We start from the raw sequence: 20,213 nt of genomic DNA, 5'->3' as shown, positions 1-20,213 counted from the left end.
CGGTGCGCCCGATGATGCGACCACGTCATGGCCAGCCCGGCCCCGGTGAGCATCCCGCATACCGTGCGTTGCCCGGTCTGCGCGATCAGCCCGATGACCATGGCTTGGAAGACCTCGAACGTCGGCGTCGTGAAACACCCGACGAAGGCGTCCAACAACCGGCGCAACGAGATGGGTAGGCTGATTCCTGGAAGCATCGACGGATCACTTTCGGCAACGACAGTGGTGCAAGCACCGTCGATGCTTCCGTCATCTCACCCCAAGATCACGTACGCCCAGGCCGCTCGGCGTGTCACACCCACCGCCGACCCGCCACCCAAAACTGCGAAAGTCGAGGGTTCCGCCCGCCCTTCGTTGAGGCCCGTGACCTGCTGGAGGCGATGGACCCCCAGATGGGGGCGCGCCGGATGTCCTGTGGTGTGGGACGCCGGTAGTTCCGCTACCCGAGCTCGGGCGGCCGGTCGACCAGGGCGGCCAGCTTCTTTGGCGCCAGGACGCAGTAGCTTTCCGTGAGCAGCTCGGTGACCTCGTCCCAGTCGACGTCGTCGTCGAGCACCATGCCGACGACATCGGCGCCCCAGCCCGGCTTGAAGAACGGGTGGCCGGTGGCGATCAGCCCGGCGATCTCGTCGCCGGGCGACCGGAACGTCAGCACGCAGATCGGCTGGTCGGTCGCGGCGGCACGGGCGTAGGCCACCTGGTGGTCGGGGTCGGCCGTGAGCACATGAGCGAACGTGCGTTTGCGGATCCGCCAGCGCGTCCCCACCCACGCTGGCTCCTCGTACGTCTCCGGCAGCCCGAGGCAGACGGGCCGGAGCCGGTCGAGGATCTCGGGTGGGAGGTCTCCAGGGCCAGTCACGCAGGGGACGGTACCCGGCCCCTCCGACAGGCCCGCCCAGCGGAATGTTCGGCCCACCGCTCCCGGGCCGCCACAGCGGCAAGCGCCGGGCGTTCGTCCGCTTCTACGCCTGCAAGGAGGACCTGGTGCTACGCCTGCGCGCCTGCAAGGAGGACCCGGCCAACGAGCCGCCCGACGTGACCAGGGGACGCGGCGGCCGGGCATCGCAGCCCTGGACCGAGGTCGGCCGGGAGCCCCGCCCCGCTGTGCGGGGCGGGGACACCTTAAGCGATCAGCTCAGACCTGCGGATGCGGTGTCCAGACCGCCCCGAACGCTGACAGCCTTCACCGTGACCGTGTCGCTGCCGGTCTTGATCACCCGGAGGCTGACCTTCTGCTTGTCGCCACCGTCCAGGTAGAACTGCGGCGCGGCGCCGACGGTCCGCGCGCCTTCGACCTTGACGGTGTCCGGAGCGACGATCTTGATCTCCTTCGCCTGCTCGAGAGCGGTCGGAATGCGGCCGATGTTGCTGACCGTAGCCGTGATCTCGTGCGTCGCGCCGTCGCTCTGGGCACCCTTGAGCTTCTTGGCGGTGACCTCGGTGAGGTCGAGCTGCGGCAGCGACTCCATCAGATACAGGTTGAACTGTGCCTGGTTGGCAGCCCAGCTACCGATCAGATCAGCCGACGGGTTCTGTGACCAGAACTTGGGGTTGATCCCGCCGATTTCGACCGTACCCAGCTTGGGGTGTTCTACCGTGGTCCACGGCAGGAAGCAGTTCGTCCGGCCGTTCTCGGCGCACCACCGCGACCGCTCCCAGTCGGCGTACCTGCCATCCTTGTCGTAGTCGGTGTAGTCACCGCCGTTCCAGATCTCGTCGCCGTACCAGACCGCGCCGTACTGGAAGTAGCCGAAGTCAGGGCCGTGCCCGAACAGGGGAGTCGGCTGGCCACCATTGCGCGTGGCGTAGTCGATGTAGACGCTCCCCGTGTTCCGGTAGCCGGTGAACGAGGCGCCCGCCTTGTCGAAGTGTTCATAGAGCTTGCGGTCACTCGGATACATGCACTCGACGGGGTCGCAGGTCGAGGGGCCCCGCAGATGCATGGGCACCCGGGTGTCCATGCTGTTCACCGCGGCGATGTTGGTGTGCGACATCAACCAGGTGTACACATGCCGGGTCTCCGGCTCCGACAACGGGTACGCGCCGGCACCACCCTGGGTCAGGTTCCGGCCGGTCGCGTCATCCGCCGGCATGACGTGCCAGTTGTACGGGTAGTTGCGGTGCAGGTCGAGGCCGCCGACGCCGTCCTCGTTGTAGCGGCCGTCGCCGTCGTTGTCGGTGCCCTCGGAGAACAGGAGGTAGTCGCCCTTGCCCGCGCCGACACTGAGCATGGCGTTTCCGGCCGGATCCCGCTCGTCAACGACGTGGGTTCCCTTGCCTGCGCCGACGTGCTGGCGCATCTGGCTCAGGTAGCCGTCACCGTTGAGGTCCTCGCCCGGATCCTCGTCGCGCTTGCCATCCCCGTCGTTGTCGTCCGGCCGCACCGTCGACCGGTTCGTCTGGGCGGTGTACAGGTACATGTCGTGCCCGTCGGGGTTGTTGACCGGACGGATGTACACCGTCTTCTCGTCGAGCAGTTTGTCGACCTTCTCGTCCTTGCCCGCCTGCGTGAGCAGGTGGTGCGCCAGCCACAGCGAACTCTCGGCGGACGAGACCTCGCCCGAGTGGCGATTCCCCTCGAAGTAGGCCGCCGGCTTGTCCGTGTCGGCGCCGGTGGACTTGTCCGTGATGGTCAACTGGTAGATCGGCTGCCCGCTGAAGCTCTCGCCGACGACGTGCAGGTCGACGATGTCGGGACGCTCGTGAGCCCACTTCCGCAGCCACCACTGGATCTCGATGCCGGTGTGGAAGTGGTCGAAGTCCATCTGGCCCGGGGTCTTCGGCTGCACCTGGTCGTACTTGACGACCTTGAACGTGCTCTCTCCGTCCCGCTGGCCGGCGATCGTGATGGTGGAGGACGTGGGTGTCACGCTGGTGGGGAACGGACCCGGATCCTGCGGCGGCTGCAGGCCGACGGCATGGGTGGGGGTCGCGGACACGGCCGCGCCGTCAAGTCGATGCGCGCCGCCTGGCCCCCACAGTGGCGTGGTTGCGAGGACGAGGGCGCCCGCTGCCAGTGGCACCAGCATGGAGGCCGGACGGATGCGCTGGAGGAGGCGCTTCTTCCTCGGCGAGTGCTGGATTGTTGCGTCGTGAGAAGAGGCTTGTCGCTGACCGGATGAGCTCGGTAAGGCGTCGGGACTCAAGGCAAATCTCCCAGTGTCACTTCGGTGCTTGCCCGTGCGCAGCACGCAAGGCAGTCACGCTGTGTAAGGGGGCCGCCACCCATTGGGTACTCGAGTTCCGATGACCGTAGTCGATCATTGCGCAGATGTAAATACTTAGTTGCCGTTGACTCCTTACACACGAGACGTACCACAGCGCTGACACCCCACGACGGGCTGTCACTGCGTCGCAGACCAGGCCGACCAGCGGGTCACCCGCACCGCGACCACCGGCCCGGCCGGTGGCTGCTGGACGTACTGCGGATACTTCTCGGCCAGCGCCGCGCGGGCCGCGGCTTCCTCCTCGCGGTCCTCCACCAGCCAGCCGTGCCCGTCCAGCCGGACCCACCACAGCCGCGACCAGTCCTCGTCGTACTCGTCGATCAGCAGGCTGGCGTGCCCCGTCGCCCGGATGTTCTCCAGGCGGCGCAGCCGCCGGTGGCGCTTGGGCTTCTCGTCGACGGCGTGGTAGACGACGTCGCCGAGCAGGACGAAGCACACCGGCACCAGGTGCGGCTGGCCATCGGCCCCGACGGTGGCCAGCCGGGCCACCCGGGCCGACCCGACCCGATGCCGCGTCTCACCGGTGGTCACCGGTCCAGCCGCCACACACCGAACGCCCCGCCATCCCGGCGGCAGACCAGCACCGAGCCGGGGGCCTGGCACTCACCCACCACGCCGGGCAGCGCCCCGATTGCCTGCCAACGGGTCCGACCGGTCATCGGGTCCAGCACCCCCAGCCCGCCGGATTCTTCCTGCAGACAGACGAAGTCACCGCACCGGAACAGGCCGGGCTCCTCGGTCGGATCCAGCGGGCGGGACCACCTCCGGCTCAGTGACCCGACGGCGTACGCGGTGACCATCCGGCCGCCGTCGCGGATCAGCAGCAGGTCACCGACGAACTGGGTGCGCCAGGGCTGATCCGCTGCGGGCGGCGGAAGCGCCATCGTCCGCAGCAGTCTGCCGGAGTCCGGGTCGCGCAGCTCCACTCGTCGCGCCGTCTCCAGCAGCATCAGAGTCGATGACCGCCATCCGAGGCTTTCCGCTCTCGAATTCGCCGACCGGCGTTTGCCGATGTGCTGGTCACCGGAGCATACGCACCGTTCGGTGTTTTCGTGTGCCTGCGCATCCTCACCTGCCGGCTTGACCGACCCGCTCCCCACGGCCGCGCTCGTCGCGCTTCCCGCCGCCCCGGCGATCGCCCGCCAGGCCGATTGGCGGACGACTGCGGCGCTCTGGCCCCGCAGCGTTGATCGGCGGCTGCTTCGGGTATCCGCCGCGAATGGCCGAACTGCTGGAGGACGGCGACATCTACTTCCTCTACCGCCCCCGTGTCGAGGAGGAGCACGTCGACTCGCTGGACGAGGTGCAGCGGCTGTTGGTGGTGATGCACCCGTGGCAGGGGCGGCACCTGCGGCTGCTTGTGGTCGGGCGCAAGCGCCTGCCCGACATCGAGGAGCATGACCGCTTCTGGGCGTTCGTCGACGAGGTGGTGGACCGGCCCGAGCAGCTGCACAAGGCACTGCAGGCGCGCACGTACCGGACGAAGACCCGCGACAGGCGGGAGCAGCCGCCGGCAAGGCCCGCGGCGGAGGGTGCGTACGTGATCGCGCGGCACGACGACCACACCCACCTCGCGTACGAACTCGAACTCCCGCTGCGGCTCGGCGAGGCGCAGCACGACCTCAGCATTGAGCCGGAGGCGAGCTACATCGTCACGGTGAAGAACCCGCAGGCGCCGTCCCCGCCCGGGGTCGGGCTCCGCGGGTCGCAGAAGGTGAGGCTGCCCGCCGCGCTGCAGGAGAGGTTTCACGGTCGTCGCTTCGCCCCGCTCGACCCGCCCGGCTTGCTCGACCACCCCGGGACCGAGATGGTGCTCATCGGCGCGGCCCACGACGCCTCCGAGGAGTTGCGGATCGACCTGGACGCGGAGGTCGAGCGAGCAGAGCGGAGCACCATCTTCGGGGATCTGCGGATCGGGCGCCGGGAGCGCCCGGTTGCTCCGCTGTTCTCGGGCGAATGGGCCTGAGCCCTCCACCGGTAGTCCCAGCGAGGCCGCGTCACCGGTGACCGGTGCGGCGTCCGGGGCCCGGCACCCGCACCCGGTACCCTCCCGCCGGTCCGCCAAATCTTGGCCGGTCCGCCCGGTACCCGGATTCCGGCGGTCGGACGGCTCGCACCTCGGCGCGAGGCCGGTGACGCCACGCCGCATGGCCTTGTTTGGGGCGCATTGCACATTCTGCGTACGGTATCAGGCCTTCTGCGACCTGCTGCTGCTCGGCGGCCGGCGCTGCCTGCTCCGCGCCGACCGCGATGGCCCCTGCTCCCGCAGGCTGCGCCGCTGGCCGGCGTCCTGAAGCATCAGCCACCATGGAGTTGAGTGCGGCTCGGAATTTCACCAGCGTTCGCTATTGAAATTAGCGGCCGGGAGGCCCAGGATGGCGGTTGAAGGCGACGACCATGGGGAGGGCAGCTGAGGTGACCATCGCACCGGCCCCCCGTCACGTCGACCAGCAACCAGCGCCCGACCTGGTCGCCGCCGAACAGGCCGCCGCGCGGTTTCTGGCCGCGCTCGACATCGACCTGGACTCCGAGAGCCTGCGGGACACGCCGCGCCGGATGGCCAGGGCGTACGCCGAACTGCTCACCGCGCGTCCGTTCGACGTGACCACCTTCCCCAACGACGAGGGCTACGACGAGCTGGTGCTGGCCCGGTCCATCCCGATCCGGTCGGTGTGCGAACACCACCTGTTGCCGTTCGTCGGTGTCGCCCATGTCGGCTACCTGCCGGGCGAGCGGATCCTCGGGCTGTCCAAACTTGCCCGCGTCGTGGAGCTCTTCGCCCACCGCCCCCAGGTGCAGGAGCGGCTGACCAGGCAGGTTGCGGACTGGCTGGCCCTCGAACTGGCGCCCAAGGGCGTCGGTGTCGTCATCGAGGCCGAGCATCTGTGCATGACATTGCGTGGCGTGCGGTCCACGGGGGCTACCACCGTGACATCCACCCTGCTCGGGAGCCTGCGGGACGACGCCCACTCCAGGGCCGAGTTCTTCTCCCTCACCGGAGTTCACTGACACGATTCGGAGACGCGGCATGGAAAACGGCGCCACATTCGTCATCGTCGGAGCCGGCCTCGCCGGCGCCAAAGCCGCCCAGACACTGCGCGCGGAGGGCTTCGGCGGCCGGGTGACACTGCTCGGTGCGGAACCCGAACGGCCCTACGAGCGGCCACCGCTGTCCAAGGGCCTGCTGCTGGAGACCACGCCGCGGCGCGACGTGTACGTGCACGACGCCGGCTGGTACGAGGCGAACGACGTCGAGCTGCGCACCGCGACCCGGGTAACCGGCATCGACCGCACCGCCCACCAGATCGTCCTGGACGATGGCGAACGGCTCGGATACGACAGGCTGCTGCTGACCCCCGGCTCGACGCCCCGCCGCCTGGATGTTCCCGGCGCCGACCTGAACGGCGTGCTCTATCTGCGCACCCTGGCGGACTCCGATCGCATCGCCCAAGCCCTCACCGACCAGGCCCACCTTGTGGTGATCGGCGCCGGCTGGATCGGTCTGGAGATCGCCGCGGCCGCCCGCCAGCACGGCGCCGCCGTCACCGTGGTGGAAACCGCCGACCTCCCGTTGCAGCGGGTCCTCGGCGACGAGGTCGCCCGGGTCTTCGCCGAGCTGCACCGCCGACACGGCGTCACCTTCCACCTCGGCGTCGGCGTCCGAGAACTGCGGGGCACCGGGCGGGTCTCGTCGGTGCTGCTGACCGACGGCACCCAACTGGCCGCAGACACCGTCGTCGTCGGCGTGGGCATCCAGCCCAACGTGCAGTTGGCCGAGGCCGCGGGCCTGAAGGTGGACAACGGCATCGTCACCGACGCGCGGCTGCTCACCTCCGACCCGCACATCTACGCCGCGGGTGACGTCGCCAACGCCTACCACCCGCTGCTGGGCCGGCACATCCGGGTGGAGCACTGGGCGAACGCGCTCAACGGCGGCCCGGCCGCGGCGCGGTCCATGCTGGGCCAGCAGGTCGAGTACGCCCGACTGCCGTACTTCTTCTCGGACCAGTACGACCTGGGGATGGAGTACTCGGGGTGGGTGGCCCCGGACGGTTACGACCGGGTGGTGTTCCGTGGCGATCCCAGCGTGGTGGATGGCAGGGCGCCGGAGTTCATGGCGTTCTGGGTCTCCGACGGCCGGGTGCTGGCTGGGATGAACGCCAACGTGTGGGACGTGACCGACCAGATCCAGGCACTGGTGCGTGCCGGCCACGTGGGCAGGGCCGTCGACCTGGTCAGGCTTTCCGACCCGCGGGCACCGCTCGACGATCTGCTGACCTGAGCACAGGGTCTCGCCTGCGGCCGGGCTGCCGGTAAGCGTGGAGCGGCAGGGCGAGTCAGGCCGGATGGATCTGGACGCAGCAGGCACCGGGGCTGGGGGCCAGCCGCGCGTCCAGATCCGTCCGGCCGAGCCCGTCGAGCAGACCGGCGACGAAGGCCTGATTCAGGCCGCACACCAGCTCGGTCTGCTGGGCGGCGAGTTCGTGGAAGGGGCAGTTCCGCAGCCGGATCAGCTTGTCGTCGTCGGCCGGTTCGAAGCCGAGTTCGGCCAGGACGGCCGCGACCGGCCCGCTGCCGCCGACCTGACGACCGATGGCCACGCCCCGCCGCTCCGCCAGGCGCAGGGCCGCCGACCTGGCATCGGTGGGATCCTCGGCGACGGCTTGGGCGAGGATCTCGCCGATCAGGTCGTAGCGGCGCTCCGGGATGGTCAGTGAGATGCAGCCGGGCGCTGCCTCGTAGACCTTCGGCGTTCTGCCACGGCCGCGCGGCTGGTCGGTCGGCGCCTCGTACCGGGCATGCAGCAATCCGGCGCTGACCAGCTTGTCGAGGTGGAACGCCGCCAGGTTGCGCGAGATGTGCTGTGCCTCGGCGGCCTCGTCCCGGGTCACCGGGTGGTCCTGGCTGCGGACGTAGTCATACAGCGCCCGTCGTACCTGGTCGACGAGGGCCGTCACCGCCTGCCAGGAGGCCGTTGCCATGCCGAAAGTTTATCACCAGCAGATCTTGTTGAAATTCTCTACGCGGCGTGAACAGCCGGCAGGTTCCGGCGCAGCGCTCTCGCCCCGCGTCCGCATGCTCGTCTATATCGGACACCTATGGGCAGCCGCGGTATGACAGGACCTTCTGTGCGACTGCTCTTCCAGGCTCAGGGCCGCCGACGGCTGCAGCCCATTCGAGTCTCAGCGCGAACCAAAGGCAAGGCCCGAATCCCCCCAGCCGCGCCCGTCAAACGAGGTGAGGTGATCAGCGAGACCGGACACCACTTGACTTGGCCAGGCCGCAGCAGGGTAGGTCCGGCACGTGATACGACCCGTTAGGCGATGATTGCGAATGGTAGTGACGGCGTGGGGAGGGGGCGGGCGATTGGCCGGAGGTGGCGGGGGGACCCGGCTGTCCCGGACCGTCGGTCTGCTGGGGCTACGCTACCCCGGCGGGCCGAAGCTGAGCGAAGAGCGGCACGCCACCTGGCTTGAACTCTTCTTCGACCTGGTGTTCGTCCTGGCCCTGCTGGGCGTGACCGCACGGTTGGACACCCGGGCATCGCCGAATGCGACGGAGCTGGCCGTCGCCATCGTGCTCTACGTGCTCATCCAGTGGTCATGGATCGGCCAGTCCTTCTACGACACCCGCTACGACCCGGACGACACTCTGCACCGACTGCTGGTGCTGGCCGCGACGGTCGGCGCGGGCGCCATTACCCTCGGTGTGCCGCAGGCTCCGTCCGGCCTGCTGTTGCCGGTCGGGTACCTGATCGTGCGTGGCTGTCTGCTCCTGATGTACCTGCGGGTCCTCACAGCCGGCCGGTCCGCCTGGGATCTGGTCGCCGTCTATCTCACCGGATTCGGTACCGGCTGGTTGCTCTGGGCTGGGTCACTGGCCATCTCCCCGGCCGTACGACCAGCAGTGTGGATCATCGCCCTGGCTATCGAGCTGCTCACCCCGTGGCTCGGCCGCCGCTGGCTGCGCCGTCATCCCGTGCACCGCACCCACCTGCCTGAACGGCTGGGGCAGTTCACCATCATTCTGCTCGGCGCCACGCTGACCAACCTGCGTGACGCGGTACCCACCGCCCACCCGCCCGCCCGCGTGGTGGCCGCCGCCTTGGCGGCCTTCCTCCTGCCAGCCAGCATCTGGTGGATCTATATCACCTACGTGAACAGCAGGCTCGCCGTGCCGCAGTTGGGCAGCGGTCAGGGCTACGCCTATCTCCACTCACCCGCTGGCGCCGCCGTGCTTTTCCTGGGATGGGCGCTGGGTGTAGTGGTGTACGAGATCGGGCAGTCGCGTCAGATGCCGCTCAACGCGCGACTCGTGCTGGGCGGGTCGATCGTCACGTGGATGCTGTGCGGGTTGGGTCTGCACCGCTTCGCTCTCGGTCGCCTGCCCCGGCGCCGGTTCATCGTCGGCCTGGCGGGAATCACGCTGGCCATCGTGGTGACGCTGGTGGTCACCGAACCTGGCCTGCTGCTCGGGCTCACCTCGGCGCTTCTCGTCGGGTACGCCGTCGTGGTCAGCCCGCAGATCGCCAAAGCCACGAAAGGGCATCGATGAACTTCCATGTCATGACATCGGCCCCGCCCGAACGAGTATCCGCTCAGCCTGATGAGGCGGCGGGCCGGTCGGGCGGAGCCGCTGCCGGTCAGGAAGGCGTCGACGCTGCTGCCCTGCTCCGCGCTCAAGCGGTCCTACCGAGGCATCCTTCGCCAGGGGCCGCCGAACAGGCCACGGCAGGTGTGCCGGCGCCGCATGCGGGTACGCCCTGCCGGTCGGACCCGGGGGAGGCGTGATGGCGATCGAGGCGCCCGACTATTTTCAGCCCGAGGGTGGGCTGGTGCTCACGCACCTGCTCATCGTGCGGGATGTGGACCGTTCACGGGACTTCTACCAGCGGGTGCTGGGAGCGACGGTGGTGCGGGAACGCCAGCCAGCGATCTTGCGGTTCCACAACAGCTATATCGTGATCAACAGCGAGGGCGGTCCGACCGACGACAAGCCGGACGTACGAGCACAGGCGCCGCCGGATTCGAACACGCTCAGCGGCGCGATGAACATCCGGGTCACTGACGTCCGGGCGGTCTATGAGCAGTGGCGGTCACGGGGCGGGGAGTTCCTGACCGAACCGAAGGATCATGGAGTCGAGATACGGTGCTACCTGCGGGATCCCGATGGCTACCTGATCGAGCTTGGTCAGGGCACCGGGATCCTCGCCGAGATGGGTCGGGCCGCCTCCGCCTGACCCTGAGAACCGTTGATCCCGGCACGCCCCGCACCACACACCCTCGCATGTCGTGGGGGAGAGGGACGTGGTGAGGCACTGCGATGGGTTGCTCACGGACGTCGGCAGGCCCGTCGGCGTCGGCCAGGTTCCGGCGCAGCCGCACCTCGGGCTCGCCGTACGCCTCCTCGCCCGGGTACCGCCGTCGGGCGCCCAGCCCTGTTCGCCGCAGACACCTGATCAGCGCGTCGACGAGTGGTGCACCACCAACAACTTCGCCCGTACCGTCGGCATCCCGCTCGACCTCAACGCCGCTGTCACCGTGCTGGCGGACGGCAAGGTGATCGACGTCGACCTCGGGCTCGTAGGCGACATGCGGTTCACCAACCACGTCGGCATCGGCCTCTCCGCCGACGTGATGCTGAAAGCGCGGCCGTGGCTCAAACGGGCCACCGGGCGGCTCGCGTACCCGATCACCGCCCTGGCCCTGCTGGCCCGGCACCGGCCGCTGCGCGCCACCGTCCGCGCCGACGGCCGGAAGCACGAGTTCGTCACCGACCAGCTGTACGTGGCCAACGGCGGCTTCCATGCCGGCCGGCCGATCACCACCGACGCGAACGCCGACGACCGGCTGCTGGTCGCGTACCCGGTGGGCGGCCCGACCCGCCGCGAGCTGCTGCGCGACACGGCCCGCAACGCGGCGACTGGGGACCGCCGCACGTTCGGCGACGAGCCGTTCCTCGCCGTCTGCCAGGTCTGGCTGGAGACCGACCCGCCGGCGCCCGTCGAGGTCGACGGCGAGCTGTACGGCGAAACCCCGATCCGGATCGGCCTGGACCCGAACGCGCTACGCGTCATGGCTCCCGCCGACAGCCCGGACCGCTAGTCGTTCGAGCGCGAGAGACCTGAGCGTCGGCGGCGCTTCCCTTCACGAGAAGTGCGTTCGCGGCCGGCTGAGGCGCTCCCCGTCGACGATCAGATCGATTTTCTCGTTGTAGAAGGCGATCAGGCCGGCGATCGGCAGGAGCGCCCCGGTGGGGAAGTCGTACGACCAGGCCAGGTCCGGGTGGACCGTGCCGTCGACGCGTACCGACCAGTGGCCGCTGGTTCGGCCCTTGTACGGGCAGGAGGTCGTGGTGGCCGACGGTACGAGGTGCCGGAAGCTCACGTCGGTGCGGTTGAGGTAGTAGCGGGTCGGCAGGCCGGTCTCGAAGACCAGCACGGGCGACGTGGACTCGGCCAGGACGGTCCCGTCGAGTTCGACCCGTACGGTGCGGGTGGACCGCAGCGCGTCAACCCGGGCGTACGGGTTGCGGGGGTGCACGAAGACCTCCTCGTCCTCCTCGAACCAGCCGTCCATGGCGGCCCAGTCGAACCGGATCGTGTCCGTCAGTCCGGGCAGCGCGTCGTCTCCGTAGCTTCGCCCGCACGACGGACGGGAGGTCTCGCCCACCCGCAGCCCGTGCAGCCGAGCGGTGCCGCGCCGCGACCGCTCCGTGCGCTCCTCATCGACCAGGAGGTCACGGTCCACGTCGGCGATCGGGATGTAGTACTGGGGGTAGAACGGCCACTCCCACACGTACCGCGCCCGGATGGTGTCCAGCACCTGCTCGCCGGCGAGGAACGCGCGGATCCGGCGGGGCACCGGCTCGATGCGGTCGACCGACGCGATCGCCTTCGGATAGTCCGTCACCTTGTCCTCCAACCGCAGCTGAGCGCTCAGGCCGGCCCCCGCAACGTCACGGTGCGACCGGGCCCGCACCGAGGCCACCGCGAGCAACTCCCGCAGCAGGACCCCGACGTACGGCGACGTCCGGGAGCAGGGCAGATCGGGCAGATCGCCGACCCCGAGTACCGCTACCCGCTCGGGCGCTGCACGCACAGCACCGCGCCCGGGCCGGGGGCTGATTCCGGCCTTCCCGCACCGACCGCACCCAAACCGCTTCGCCACACCTGGATCGCCGGTTGACCGGCCACCGGGACCGCGACGTCGCCGCCGGCCCGCCGATGGCGACGGCGACCGGGTGAAGGTGGCATGACCTGGCGGCGCACCGACCTGTACGAGCTGCGGAGGGCGGCCAGCCACCTCTGCCGCGACATGGTGGACCAGGCCACGTTCAGTCTCTTCGTCCGTCGCCTGCCACCCCGGCGCGGCTCCCTGGTCGCCGCCGGGCTGGCCGAGGCGCTGGCCTCCTTGGAAGCCTGACCACGCGCCGACGGGGCGTGGCGGGCGCGGGCTAGGACGCGGCCAGTGATCTCGTGCGGGGGCGGAGCAGCCCGTGGACCGCGATCAGGGGCACGATCCCGACGGGATACCAGAGCAGGTCGGTCGGATCGAACTGCACGCCCAGCACCAGGCGGGCCAGCAGGCTGCGAGCCGACAGCGCGGCAGGGATGCCGGTCAGTTGCGCGATCTCGACGGCCCAGCAGAAGCCGATCGCCATCGCCCCGGCTGGCGGCGGCGACATCCGCGGCCATAGGAACAGCACGTCGGCGTAGACCATCGACGCGATGCGGGGTGCGTACCCGAGATGTCGCTCGCCTGGCCGACGGTCGGCGCCGGCGGACGGCCCGGCCCGCGACGGCGATCCGGCGGCACGAGCCCGCGCTGTAGGTATCTTTCCTTGACCGGCCGGCTGAATGTAGCTAAGTTTCGATGAACTGAGCTGCTTGGAGGCACCCGATGGAGCGTAGAGCCTTCCTTGCCGGCACAGGGGCGGTCACCGCCGGCGCCCTCGCCGCGACCGTTACCGGCTCACCCGGCAGCGCCGATCCGGGGATTCGCCGGGTCCAGACCGGCCTGGACGTGCTGGTGGGCTCCGACTTCGCCGAGCTGCGCGGTCAGCGGGTAGGAGTGATCTCCAACCCGACCGGCGTGGACTCCGCCTACCGTCACCTGGTGGACCTGATGCACGGCTCGGGTCACGTCGACGTGGTAGCGGCGTTCGGTCCCGAGCACGGCTTTCGGGGTTCCGCCCAGGCGGGTGGCAGCGAGGGCACCGGCACGGACACGCGGACCGGCATCACCGTCTACGACGCGTACGGCGCATCGCAAGCCAGGTGGGAGGTCATGTTCACGCAGTCCGGGGTGGACACCGTTCTCTTCGACATCCAGGACGTAGGGGCGCGTTTTTACACCTACATCTGGACGATGTACACCTCCATGGCCGCCGCGGCCCGGGCCGGCAAGCGGTACGTCGTGCTCGATCGACCGAATCCGGTCGGCGGCCGGGCGTACGGCCCGATGATGACCGCCGGCTACACCTCCGGCGTCGGTCTCAAGGAGATCGTCCAGCAGCACGGCATGACCGTCGGCGAACTGGCTCGCTTCTTCAACGCCGAGTTCCTGCCGTCCGAGGTGGGACGGCCGGTCGAGCTGCACGTCGTGCAGTGCCGGCACTGGAAGCGGGACCGGCTCGCCGCCGACACCGATCTGCCCTGGGTGATGCCCAGCCCGAACATGCCCACCACCGACACCGCGCTGGTCTACCCGGGCACCTGTCTCTTCGAGGGCGTCGCGTCGATCACCGAGGGGCGCGGCACCTGCCGTCCGTTCGAGTTGATCGGCGGACTGGCCACCGACTTCGACTACCACTGGGGTGACCGGCTCAACGCCCGCGACCTGCCCGGAGTGCGGTTCCGCGAGGCGTACTTCTCGCCGAGCTCGGCCGGCCAGAAGCCGGCGCTGCTCAACAAGCTCTGTGCGGGCGTCGAGGTGAAGATCGTGGACCGGGCCGCGTACGACCCGATCCGAACCGGCGTGGCGATGCTGGTGGAGGCGCGGAAGTACCCGGCGTTCGCCTGGCGACAGGATGCGTGGGACCAACTGCGGCCGTACTGGATCGACAAGCTCACCGGGTCGCCACGGCTACGCACGATGATCGACGCGGGCGCCGACGTGGCCGACGTGGTCGGCGCCTGGGCCGACGAGCTGGCCGCGTTCGGGCGGCGGCGTCGCCCGTACCTGCTCTACTGACGGGGCCGGTCGAGCGCCGGGAAGGCTCCCGCCCGTCGAGGACGTCAGCCGAGGCCGAGGTGCGCCGGCGACGAGGGGAGCGACCGGAAGCCTGCCTCGACCTGCCAACGCGACCGTTCGCTGGGACGCCAACTCCTTGAGCGGCCGGCTCGCGTCCGCCAGCAGGCGCGGGTCGACCTCCACTCCGCGCTCAACGAGCATCTTGCCGTGGTCGAAGTCCGCCGGGCACGGGTTTTCGGCGGCGCGCCGACGGCCGCCGCAGGGAAGCAGCCTTGCGGGTGGACTTGCTCTGCCCTACGCGATCGAGGGTTTCCTGGGGGCTAGTGGCTCGGGCGGTGGCCGCTCGCCTGATGGCTGGTGACCACGTCCGGCTGGATCCGAACGTCGAGCCGGCGCGCATCCTCTCCGTCCTGTCGCGCCAGGCCTGACGCGGCGCGCCCGGGATGCAGTCTGCCCAAGTCAGGCAGGCGTCACGTACCGCTGACCTTTGGGCGCTGGTGGTCGGTCAGCCGGAACCCGACACCGCGCACCGCGTCGATGGTGACACCGGTGCCGAGTTCGTTGAGCTTGCGCCGCAGTCGCTTCACCAGGGACTGCACGTCCGCCTTGCGCTGCAGTCCTTCGTCACGCCAGACCGACCGGTGCAGCTCGGCGTAGCTCCAGACCCGGACCGGCTCGGTGGTCAGGCAGGTCAGCAGGTCGTGCTCGAGTCGGGTCAGGCCGATCTCGCGGTCCCGACACCGGGCGGTGGACCGGGCCGAGTTGATCAGCAGTGTGTTGTCGGCTGTCTCGGGCACGGCGTCGGGCGCCTGCGCGGACGACGCCCCGAGACGCTGCTGCGGGGCCGTGATCAGCCTGCGCAGCTCGTCGAGATCGGCGACCAGCAGCAGCGGCGCGACGCCCTCGAGGTGCTCCGCGAGTCGGATCCGCTCGGCCGGCGATGATGTCACCGCGATCACCAGCGGAAATGGTTTCTCGGCCGGATCGGACCTGCCCGGCACAGTGCTTTCGTCGTGCGCCCCCACGGCACCCACCCGGAAACGATGGGCAATTTCTGCCCAGCCTCGTCATGATCGTGACAATAATTGGCAGACGCGCCCTGAACCAGTCAACCGTTAGTGACAGTTTGCTCACGTGGTGTTCTTGATCGTCCTTTCCTCTAGATCATAGTGTCCAGACGGGCATCCGGCGTAACCCGCTCGGTGTCTGGGGCATGGAGGGTTCGTCCGATCCGGCTCGTCTACAAGGGAGCCGGCTCTCCTGCGCCCCTCGTCATGACTCGACCAACTCTGGGTCGTTCTGAGGGAGGCAGCACCGATGCTGAGACATCCACACAGGTGGCGCACCGCCAGATCTCTGGTGAGCGCCGGCGCGGCGATGATTCTCGCCGCGACAGCTCTGGCCACGACCGGTTCAGGCGCACAGGCCGCGTTGACCGAGGCGAAAGCGGGTGCACCGTCCCCGTCGGACAAGATTCGGCCGGACCTCGCGAAGCAACTCCAGGCCAAGAACGAGGGCGACTTCTGGATCCACTTCAAGGACCGGGCGGACCTGAGCCAGGCCAGTGCGATCAAGGACTGGACGAAGCGGGGCAGCGCGGTCGCCGAGGCGTTGCAGAAGACCGCCGCCGCGAGCCAGACCAAGATCCGGGCTGAGCTCGACAGCTCGGGCGTGAAGTACCAGACGTTCTGGGCGACCAACGCCATCAAGGTCAGCGGCGGCTCGTCGTCGATGGTGCAGAACTTCGCCGCCCACGCCGAGGTCGACGGCCTGTACGCCCCGGTGGAGTACAAGGTGCCCGAGGTCACCGAGGGCGCCAACGAGAAGACCGTAAACGCTCTTGAGTGGGGCATCGCGAACATCAACGCCGACGATGTCTGGTCCCAGTACGGTGTCAAGGGTGCGGGCATCACGGTGGCGAACATCGACACCGGGGTCCAGTTCGACCACCCGGCGCTGGTGAACTCCTACCGCGGCAACAACGGCGACGGCACGTTCGACCACAACTACAACTGGTTCAACGCCGCTGGGACCTGCGCCGCCGCGCCCTGTGACGGCAACGGCCACGGTACGCACACGATGGGCACGATGGCCGGCTCCGACGGCGCGAACCAGATCGGCGTTGCGCCCGCGGTCAAGTGGATCGCGGCGAACGGCTGCTGCCCCAGCGACGCCGCGCTGATCTCCTCCGGGCAGTGGATGCTGCAGCCTCGGGATCTCAACGGTCAGAACCCGGACGCGAGCAAGCGGCCGAACATCATCAACAACTCGTGGGGAACTCAGCAGCCCTCCAACGCCCCGTTCATGGAGGACGTGACCCTCGCCTGGGCCGCGTCGGGCATCTTCGGAGCCTGGTCCAACGGCAACAACGCTCCGGGCTGCCAGACCAGCGGCTCCCCGGGCAGCCGGATCAGCAACTACTCCGCTGGCGCCTACGACATCAACAACAACATCGCCAGCTTCTCCTCCCGCGGTTCCGGGCAGGACGGCGCGATCAAGCCGAACATCTCGGCCCCCGGCGTGAACGTCCGGTCGAGTGTTCCGGGCAGCGGCTACTCCAGCTTCAACGGCACCTCGATGGCCTCCCCGCACCTGGCGGGCGCGGTCGCGCTGCTGTGGTCGGCGGCGCCGGCGCTGGTCGGTGACATCAACGCGACCCGCGCGCTGCTGAACACCACAGCGGTCGACAAGGAAGACCTCCAGTGCGGTGGCACCGCGGCGAACAACAACGTCTACGGTGAGGGCCGGCTGGACGCCCTTGCGCTGCTCAACGCCGCCCCGATCGGCGACACCGGCACCCTGGCCGGCACGATCACGGACGCGAGCACCGGTAGGGCGATTGGCGGTGCCGCGGTGGCCCTGACCGGTCCGGCGGCTCGCCAGCTGACCACCGGGAGCGACGGCAAGTACTCGTCGCTGCTTCCGGCCGGCGAGTACCAGGTCGCCGTGTCGGCGTTCGGCTACGAGAGCAAGACGGTGTCGGCGACGATCACCAAGGACACGACCACGACGACCAACATCGCGCTGGCGGCGGTACCGAGCGTCACCGTCAGCGGGTCGGTCACTGATGGCTCCGGACACGGCTGGCCGCTCTACGCGAAGGTGAGCGTCGAGGGCGCGTCGGGAGTGTCCGACTACACCACGCCCGCCGACGGTCACTACAGCTTCACGCTCCCGAGCGGGTCGACGTACAGCGTGAAGGTCGAGCCGCAGTACCCGGGCTACCAGAAGGTGACCAAGGAGGTCGTGGTCGGCTCGAGCAACGTCACCCAGGACGTCGCTGTGCCGGTGGACTCCAAGGCCTGCACCACGGCGCCCGGATACCGCAACGGCTCCGACGGCGTGTACGAGACCTTCGACGGCACCACCGTGCCGTCGGGCTGGTCCGTGGCGGACGGTCTCGGTAACGGCCAGGTCTGGCAGTTCACCGACCCCGGCAACCGCGGCAACCTGACCGGCGGCACCGGCAACCTCGCGGTGCTCGACAGCGACAAGTACGGCAGCGGCAATCGGCAGGACAGCTCGCTCGTCAGCCCGGTCGTCGACCTGACCGCGGTCGCGGCCCCGGTGATCCGGTTCAACCAGGACTTCCGGCAGCTGGGCTCCAACAAGGCGGATGTCGACCTCAGCCTCGATGGCGGCACCACCTGGACCAACGTGCTCCGGCAGTCGGCCAGCGCCCGGGGACCGCTGGTCACCGAGGTCAAGATCCCGCAGGCGGCCGGCAACGCGCAGGCCAGGGTCCGGTTCCACTACTACGACGCCGCGTGGGCATGGTGGTGGCAGGTCGACAACGTGCTGATCGGCAGCCAGGTCAGCTGCCAGCCGATCGACGGTGGCCTGGTGCTCGGCCACGTGCAGGACAAGAACGACGACAGCTACGTCAACGGTGCCACCGTCACCAGCGACGACCGGACGGCCGAGAAGGCCACCACCGCCGCGACTCCGGACGACACCGACCTGCCGGACGGCTTCTTCTGGATGTTCTCGTCGTTGACCGGGTCGCACAAGTTCACCGCGAAGGCCGGCAGCTACGTCAGCCACAGCAAGGACGTCGACGTCCAGAAGAACGGGGCGACGTCCGCGACCTTCCAACTCGGCGCCGGGCGGCTGTCCATCCAGCCGACCGACGTGAGCGGGACGGTCCAGATGCCCAGTGGGAAGGTCGACAAGACCTTCACCGTGACCAACACCGGTGCCGCGCCGGTCGACGTCCAGTTCAGTGAGCGGGACGGCGGCTTCGAGCTCCTCCGGGCCGACGGGTCCCGGCTGAGCAAGCAGGAGATGCTCGCCGCCGACGGCGCACCCGAGCAGCGGCTCAACGTCCCGACGTCGTTCGCCGCCCAGGCGTCCGGCAAGGACACCAAGGCGACCACCGCCGCGACCGGCCCGCAGGCCGCGCCGTGGACGGACATCGCGGCCTACCCGGCGAACGTGATGGACAACCGGGTGGTGAATCTCGACGGCAAGGTGTATTCGATCGCCGGCGGCGACGGATCGGCGTCCTCGGCGAAGAACTACGTCTACGACCCGATCGGGCAGACCTGGACGTCGATCGCCGATCTCCCCGGTGCGCGTAACGCCATGACGGTGGGCGTCGTGGACGGGAAGATCATCGCGACCGGCGGCTGGGCGGCGGCCGGTCCCGACGGCACCACCTGGTCCTACGACCCGGCGGCCAACACCTGGACGAAGGTGGCCAACAACCCGGTGCCGCGCTCCGCGGCCGGGCAGGCGGTCGTCGACGGCAAGCTGTATGCCATCGGCGGTTGCACCACGTCGTCCTGTACGCCGATGTCGAACTCCGTTGTCCGGTACGACCCGGGCAGCAACACGTGGGAGACGTTGCCCAACTATCCGAAGTCGGTGGCGTTCGCCTCCTGCGGCGGGATCGACGGCGTCGTCTACTGCGTCGGTGGTAACGACGGGTCCGCCGCTCTGAAGGCCAGCTACGCCTTCGACCCGGGCGCCAACGCCTGGACCGCCATCGCCGACGCCCCGGTCGACAGCTGGGCCAGCTCGTTCGCGGTCGCGAACGGCAAGTTCCTGGTCGTCGGCGGTGTGCAGGGCGGAGCCGTCACCAACGCCGGCTTCTCCTACGACCCGGCCACCAACGCGTGGTCCAACCTGCCGAACGCCAACACCGCCCGGTACCGCGGTGGCGCGGCGTGCGGCTTCTACAAGGTCGGCGGCTCGTCCGGTGGCTTCACCGCCACGCCGGACAGTGAGGCGCTGCCCGGGTTCGAGGAGTGTGCCGAGGGCCCGGCGGACGTCAGCTGGATGACGATCGACAAGACGTCGGCCACGCTGGCGCCGGGTGAGAAGGTCACGGTCACCGTCGGGATGACGGCGAACGTCGACCAGCCGGGCACCTACTCCGGTTCGATCGCGATCAAGGAGAACACGCCGTACACGGTGCAGCCGGTGACGGTGACCATGAACGTGACTCCTCCGACCACCTGGGGCAAGCTGATGGGTACGGTCACCGGGACGAGCTGCCAGGGTGTCAGCTCACCGCTTCAGGGTGCGACCGTCCAGGTCGACTCGAAGGCGGCCTCGTGGACATTCACCACCGATGCCCAGGGCAAGTACGCCTACTGGCTGGACCGCAAGCACAACCCGTTGAAGATGATCGTCGCCAAGGACGGCTGGAAGCCCCAGAACCGTCAGACGACGATCAGCAGCACCCCGAGGGTGGAGGACTTCGCGCTGTCCCCGGTCCGCTGCTGACAACTGACCCGTGACAGATCCGGCCCGCCTGGTGTCCAACCAGGCGGGCCGGACCGGGTTC

The 20,213-nt window shown here is 69.2% G+C and carries 16 protein-coding genes and 1 pseudogene; 9 read left to right on the top strand and 8 right to left on the bottom strand.

Annotated elements, in window-relative coordinates; all coding sequences use genetic code 11:
* Positions 1–439: 439 nt before the first annotated feature.
* The 4 genes from ABZ807_RS17280 to ABZ807_RS17265 all read right to left on the bottom strand — a co-directional run bounded on the left by ABZ807_RS17280 (position 440) and on the right by ABZ807_RS17265 (position 4,177).
* Complete coding sequence (locus ABZ807_RS17280; RefSeq protein ID WP_357158260.1) at positions 440–859, bottom strand: MmcQ/YjbR family DNA-binding protein; 420 nt, start codon at positions 857–859, stop codon at positions 440–442.
* A gap of 271 nt (positions 860–1,130) precedes the next feature.
* Positions 1,131–2,939 (bottom strand): M14 family metallopeptidase, encoded by a 1,809-nt coding sequence (locus ABZ807_RS17275; RefSeq protein WP_357158257.1) that lies wholly within the window; start codon positions 2,937–2,939, stop codon positions 1,131–1,133.
* A gap of 405 nt (positions 2,940–3,344) precedes the next feature.
* On the bottom strand, positions 3,345–3,758 hold the full coding sequence (locus tag ABZ807_RS17270; RefSeq protein WP_357158254.1) for a TIGR03668 family PPOX class F420-dependent oxidoreductase: 414 nt from the start codon (positions 3,756–3,758) through the stop codon (positions 3,345–3,347).
* Positions 3,755–4,177: a hypothetical protein gene (locus ABZ807_RS17265; protein WP_357158251.1), complete on the bottom strand. Its 423-nt coding sequence runs from the start codon at positions 4,175–4,177 to the stop codon at positions 3,755–3,757. The genes ABZ807_RS17270 and ABZ807_RS17265 overlap by 4 nt, the downstream gene beginning before the upstream one ends.
* 269 nt (positions 4,178–4,446) lie before the next feature.
* On the opposite strand from ABZ807_RS17265, the gene ABZ807_RS17260 reads away from it, so the two are divergent.
* From ABZ807_RS17260 to ABZ807_RS17250, 3 genes are all read left to right on the top strand, one after another.
* Positions 4,447–5,193, top strand: coding sequence for a hypothetical protein (locus ABZ807_RS17260; RefSeq protein WP_357158248.1), 747 nt, complete (start codon positions 4,447–4,449; stop codon positions 5,191–5,193).
* Between the two features lie 449 nt (positions 5,194–5,642).
* Positions 5,643–6,236, top strand: coding sequence for a GTP cyclohydrolase I FolE (gene folE, locus ABZ807_RS17255; RefSeq protein WP_357158245.1), 594 nt, complete (start codon positions 5,643–5,645; stop codon positions 6,234–6,236).
* 19 nt (positions 6,237–6,255) lie between these two features.
* Complete coding sequence (locus tag ABZ807_RS17250; protein WP_357158242.1) at positions 6,256–7,509, top strand: FAD-dependent oxidoreductase; 1,254 nt, start codon at positions 6,256–6,258, stop codon at positions 7,507–7,509.
* 55 nt (positions 7,510–7,564) lie between these two features.
* Here the strand turns inward: ABZ807_RS17250 and ABZ807_RS17245 are convergent, their stop codons facing one another.
* Positions 7,565–8,209, bottom strand: coding sequence for a hypothetical protein (locus tag ABZ807_RS17245; RefSeq protein ID WP_357158239.1), 645 nt, complete (start codon positions 8,207–8,209; stop codon positions 7,565–7,567).
* Between the two features lie 385 nt (positions 8,210–8,594).
* On the opposite strand from ABZ807_RS17245, the gene ABZ807_RS17240 reads away from it, so the two are divergent.
* The 3 genes from ABZ807_RS17240 to ABZ807_RS17230 all read left to right on the top strand — a co-directional run bounded on the left by ABZ807_RS17240 (position 8,595) and on the right by ABZ807_RS17230 (position 11,332).
* Positions 8,595–9,782 (top strand): low temperature requirement protein A, encoded by a 1,188-nt coding sequence (locus ABZ807_RS17240; protein ID WP_357158236.1) that lies wholly within the window; start codon positions 8,595–8,597, stop codon positions 9,780–9,782.
* A 235-nt stretch (positions 9,783–10,017) separates the two neighbouring features.
* Positions 10,018–10,467 carry a VOC family protein gene (locus tag ABZ807_RS17235; protein WP_357158233.1) on the top strand — a complete coding sequence of 150 codons (450 nt, stop codon included), beginning with the start codon at positions 10,018–10,020 and terminating at the stop codon, positions 10,465–10,467.
* A gap of 67 nt (positions 10,468–10,534) precedes the next feature.
* Positions 10,535–11,332 (top strand): hypothetical protein, encoded by a 798-nt coding sequence (locus ABZ807_RS17230; RefSeq protein ID WP_357158230.1) that lies wholly within the window; start codon positions 10,535–10,537, stop codon positions 11,330–11,332.
* Positions 11,333–11,374: 42 nt separating this feature from the next.
* Here ABZ807_RS17230 and ABZ807_RS17225 read toward each other — a convergent pair whose 3' ends face one another.
* Positions 11,375–12,328 carry a DUF427 domain-containing protein gene (locus tag ABZ807_RS17225; RefSeq protein WP_357158228.1) on the bottom strand — a complete coding sequence of 318 codons (954 nt, stop codon included), beginning with the start codon at positions 12,326–12,328 and terminating at the stop codon, positions 11,375–11,377.
* 153 nt (positions 12,329–12,481) lie between these two features.
* On the opposite strand from ABZ807_RS17225, the pseudogene ABZ807_RS17220 reads away from it, so the two are divergent.
* A pseudogene (locus ABZ807_RS17220) lies at positions 12,482–12,646 on the top strand (nicotinate phosphoribosyltransferase); the annotation flags it as partial.
* Positions 12,647–12,683: 37 nt separating this feature from the next.
* On the opposite strand, the gene ABZ807_RS17215 reads toward ABZ807_RS17220, so the two are convergent.
* Entirely contained in the window at positions 12,684–12,950 is a 267-nt protein-coding gene (locus ABZ807_RS17215; protein ID WP_357158224.1) for a DUF2809 domain-containing protein, read from the bottom strand.
* A gap of 179 nt (positions 12,951–13,129) precedes the next feature.
* Here ABZ807_RS17215 and ABZ807_RS17210 point away from each other — a divergent pair, with 179 nt between their 5' ends.
* Entirely contained in the window at positions 13,130–14,422 is a 1,293-nt protein-coding gene (locus tag ABZ807_RS17210; protein WP_357158221.1) for a DUF1343 domain-containing protein, read from the top strand.
* Between the two features lie 470 nt (positions 14,423–14,892).
* Here the strand turns inward: ABZ807_RS17210 and ABZ807_RS17205 are convergent, their stop codons facing one another.
* Positions 14,893–15,372 carry a winged helix-turn-helix domain-containing protein gene (locus ABZ807_RS17205; RefSeq protein WP_357158218.1) on the bottom strand — a complete coding sequence of 160 codons (480 nt, stop codon included), beginning with the start codon at positions 15,370–15,372 and terminating at the stop codon, positions 14,893–14,895.
* Positions 15,373–15,739: 367 nt separating this feature from the next.
* On the opposite strand from ABZ807_RS17205, the gene ABZ807_RS17200 reads away from it, so the two are divergent.
* Positions 15,740–20,152 carry a S8 family serine peptidase gene (locus ABZ807_RS17200; RefSeq protein ID WP_357158215.1) on the top strand — a complete coding sequence of 1,471 codons (4,413 nt, stop codon included), beginning with the start codon at positions 15,740–15,742 and terminating at the stop codon, positions 20,150–20,152.
* Positions 20,153–20,213: the final 61 nt, after the last annotated feature.

It is taken from the genome of Micromonospora sp. NPDC047548 (assembly GCF_040642975.1).
Classification (GTDB): Bacteria; Actinomycetota; Actinomycetes; order Mycobacteriales; family Micromonosporaceae; genus Micromonospora.
Note: the sequence above shows the minus strand (reverse complement) of the source record. Positions and strands in the feature narration are given on the sequence as shown.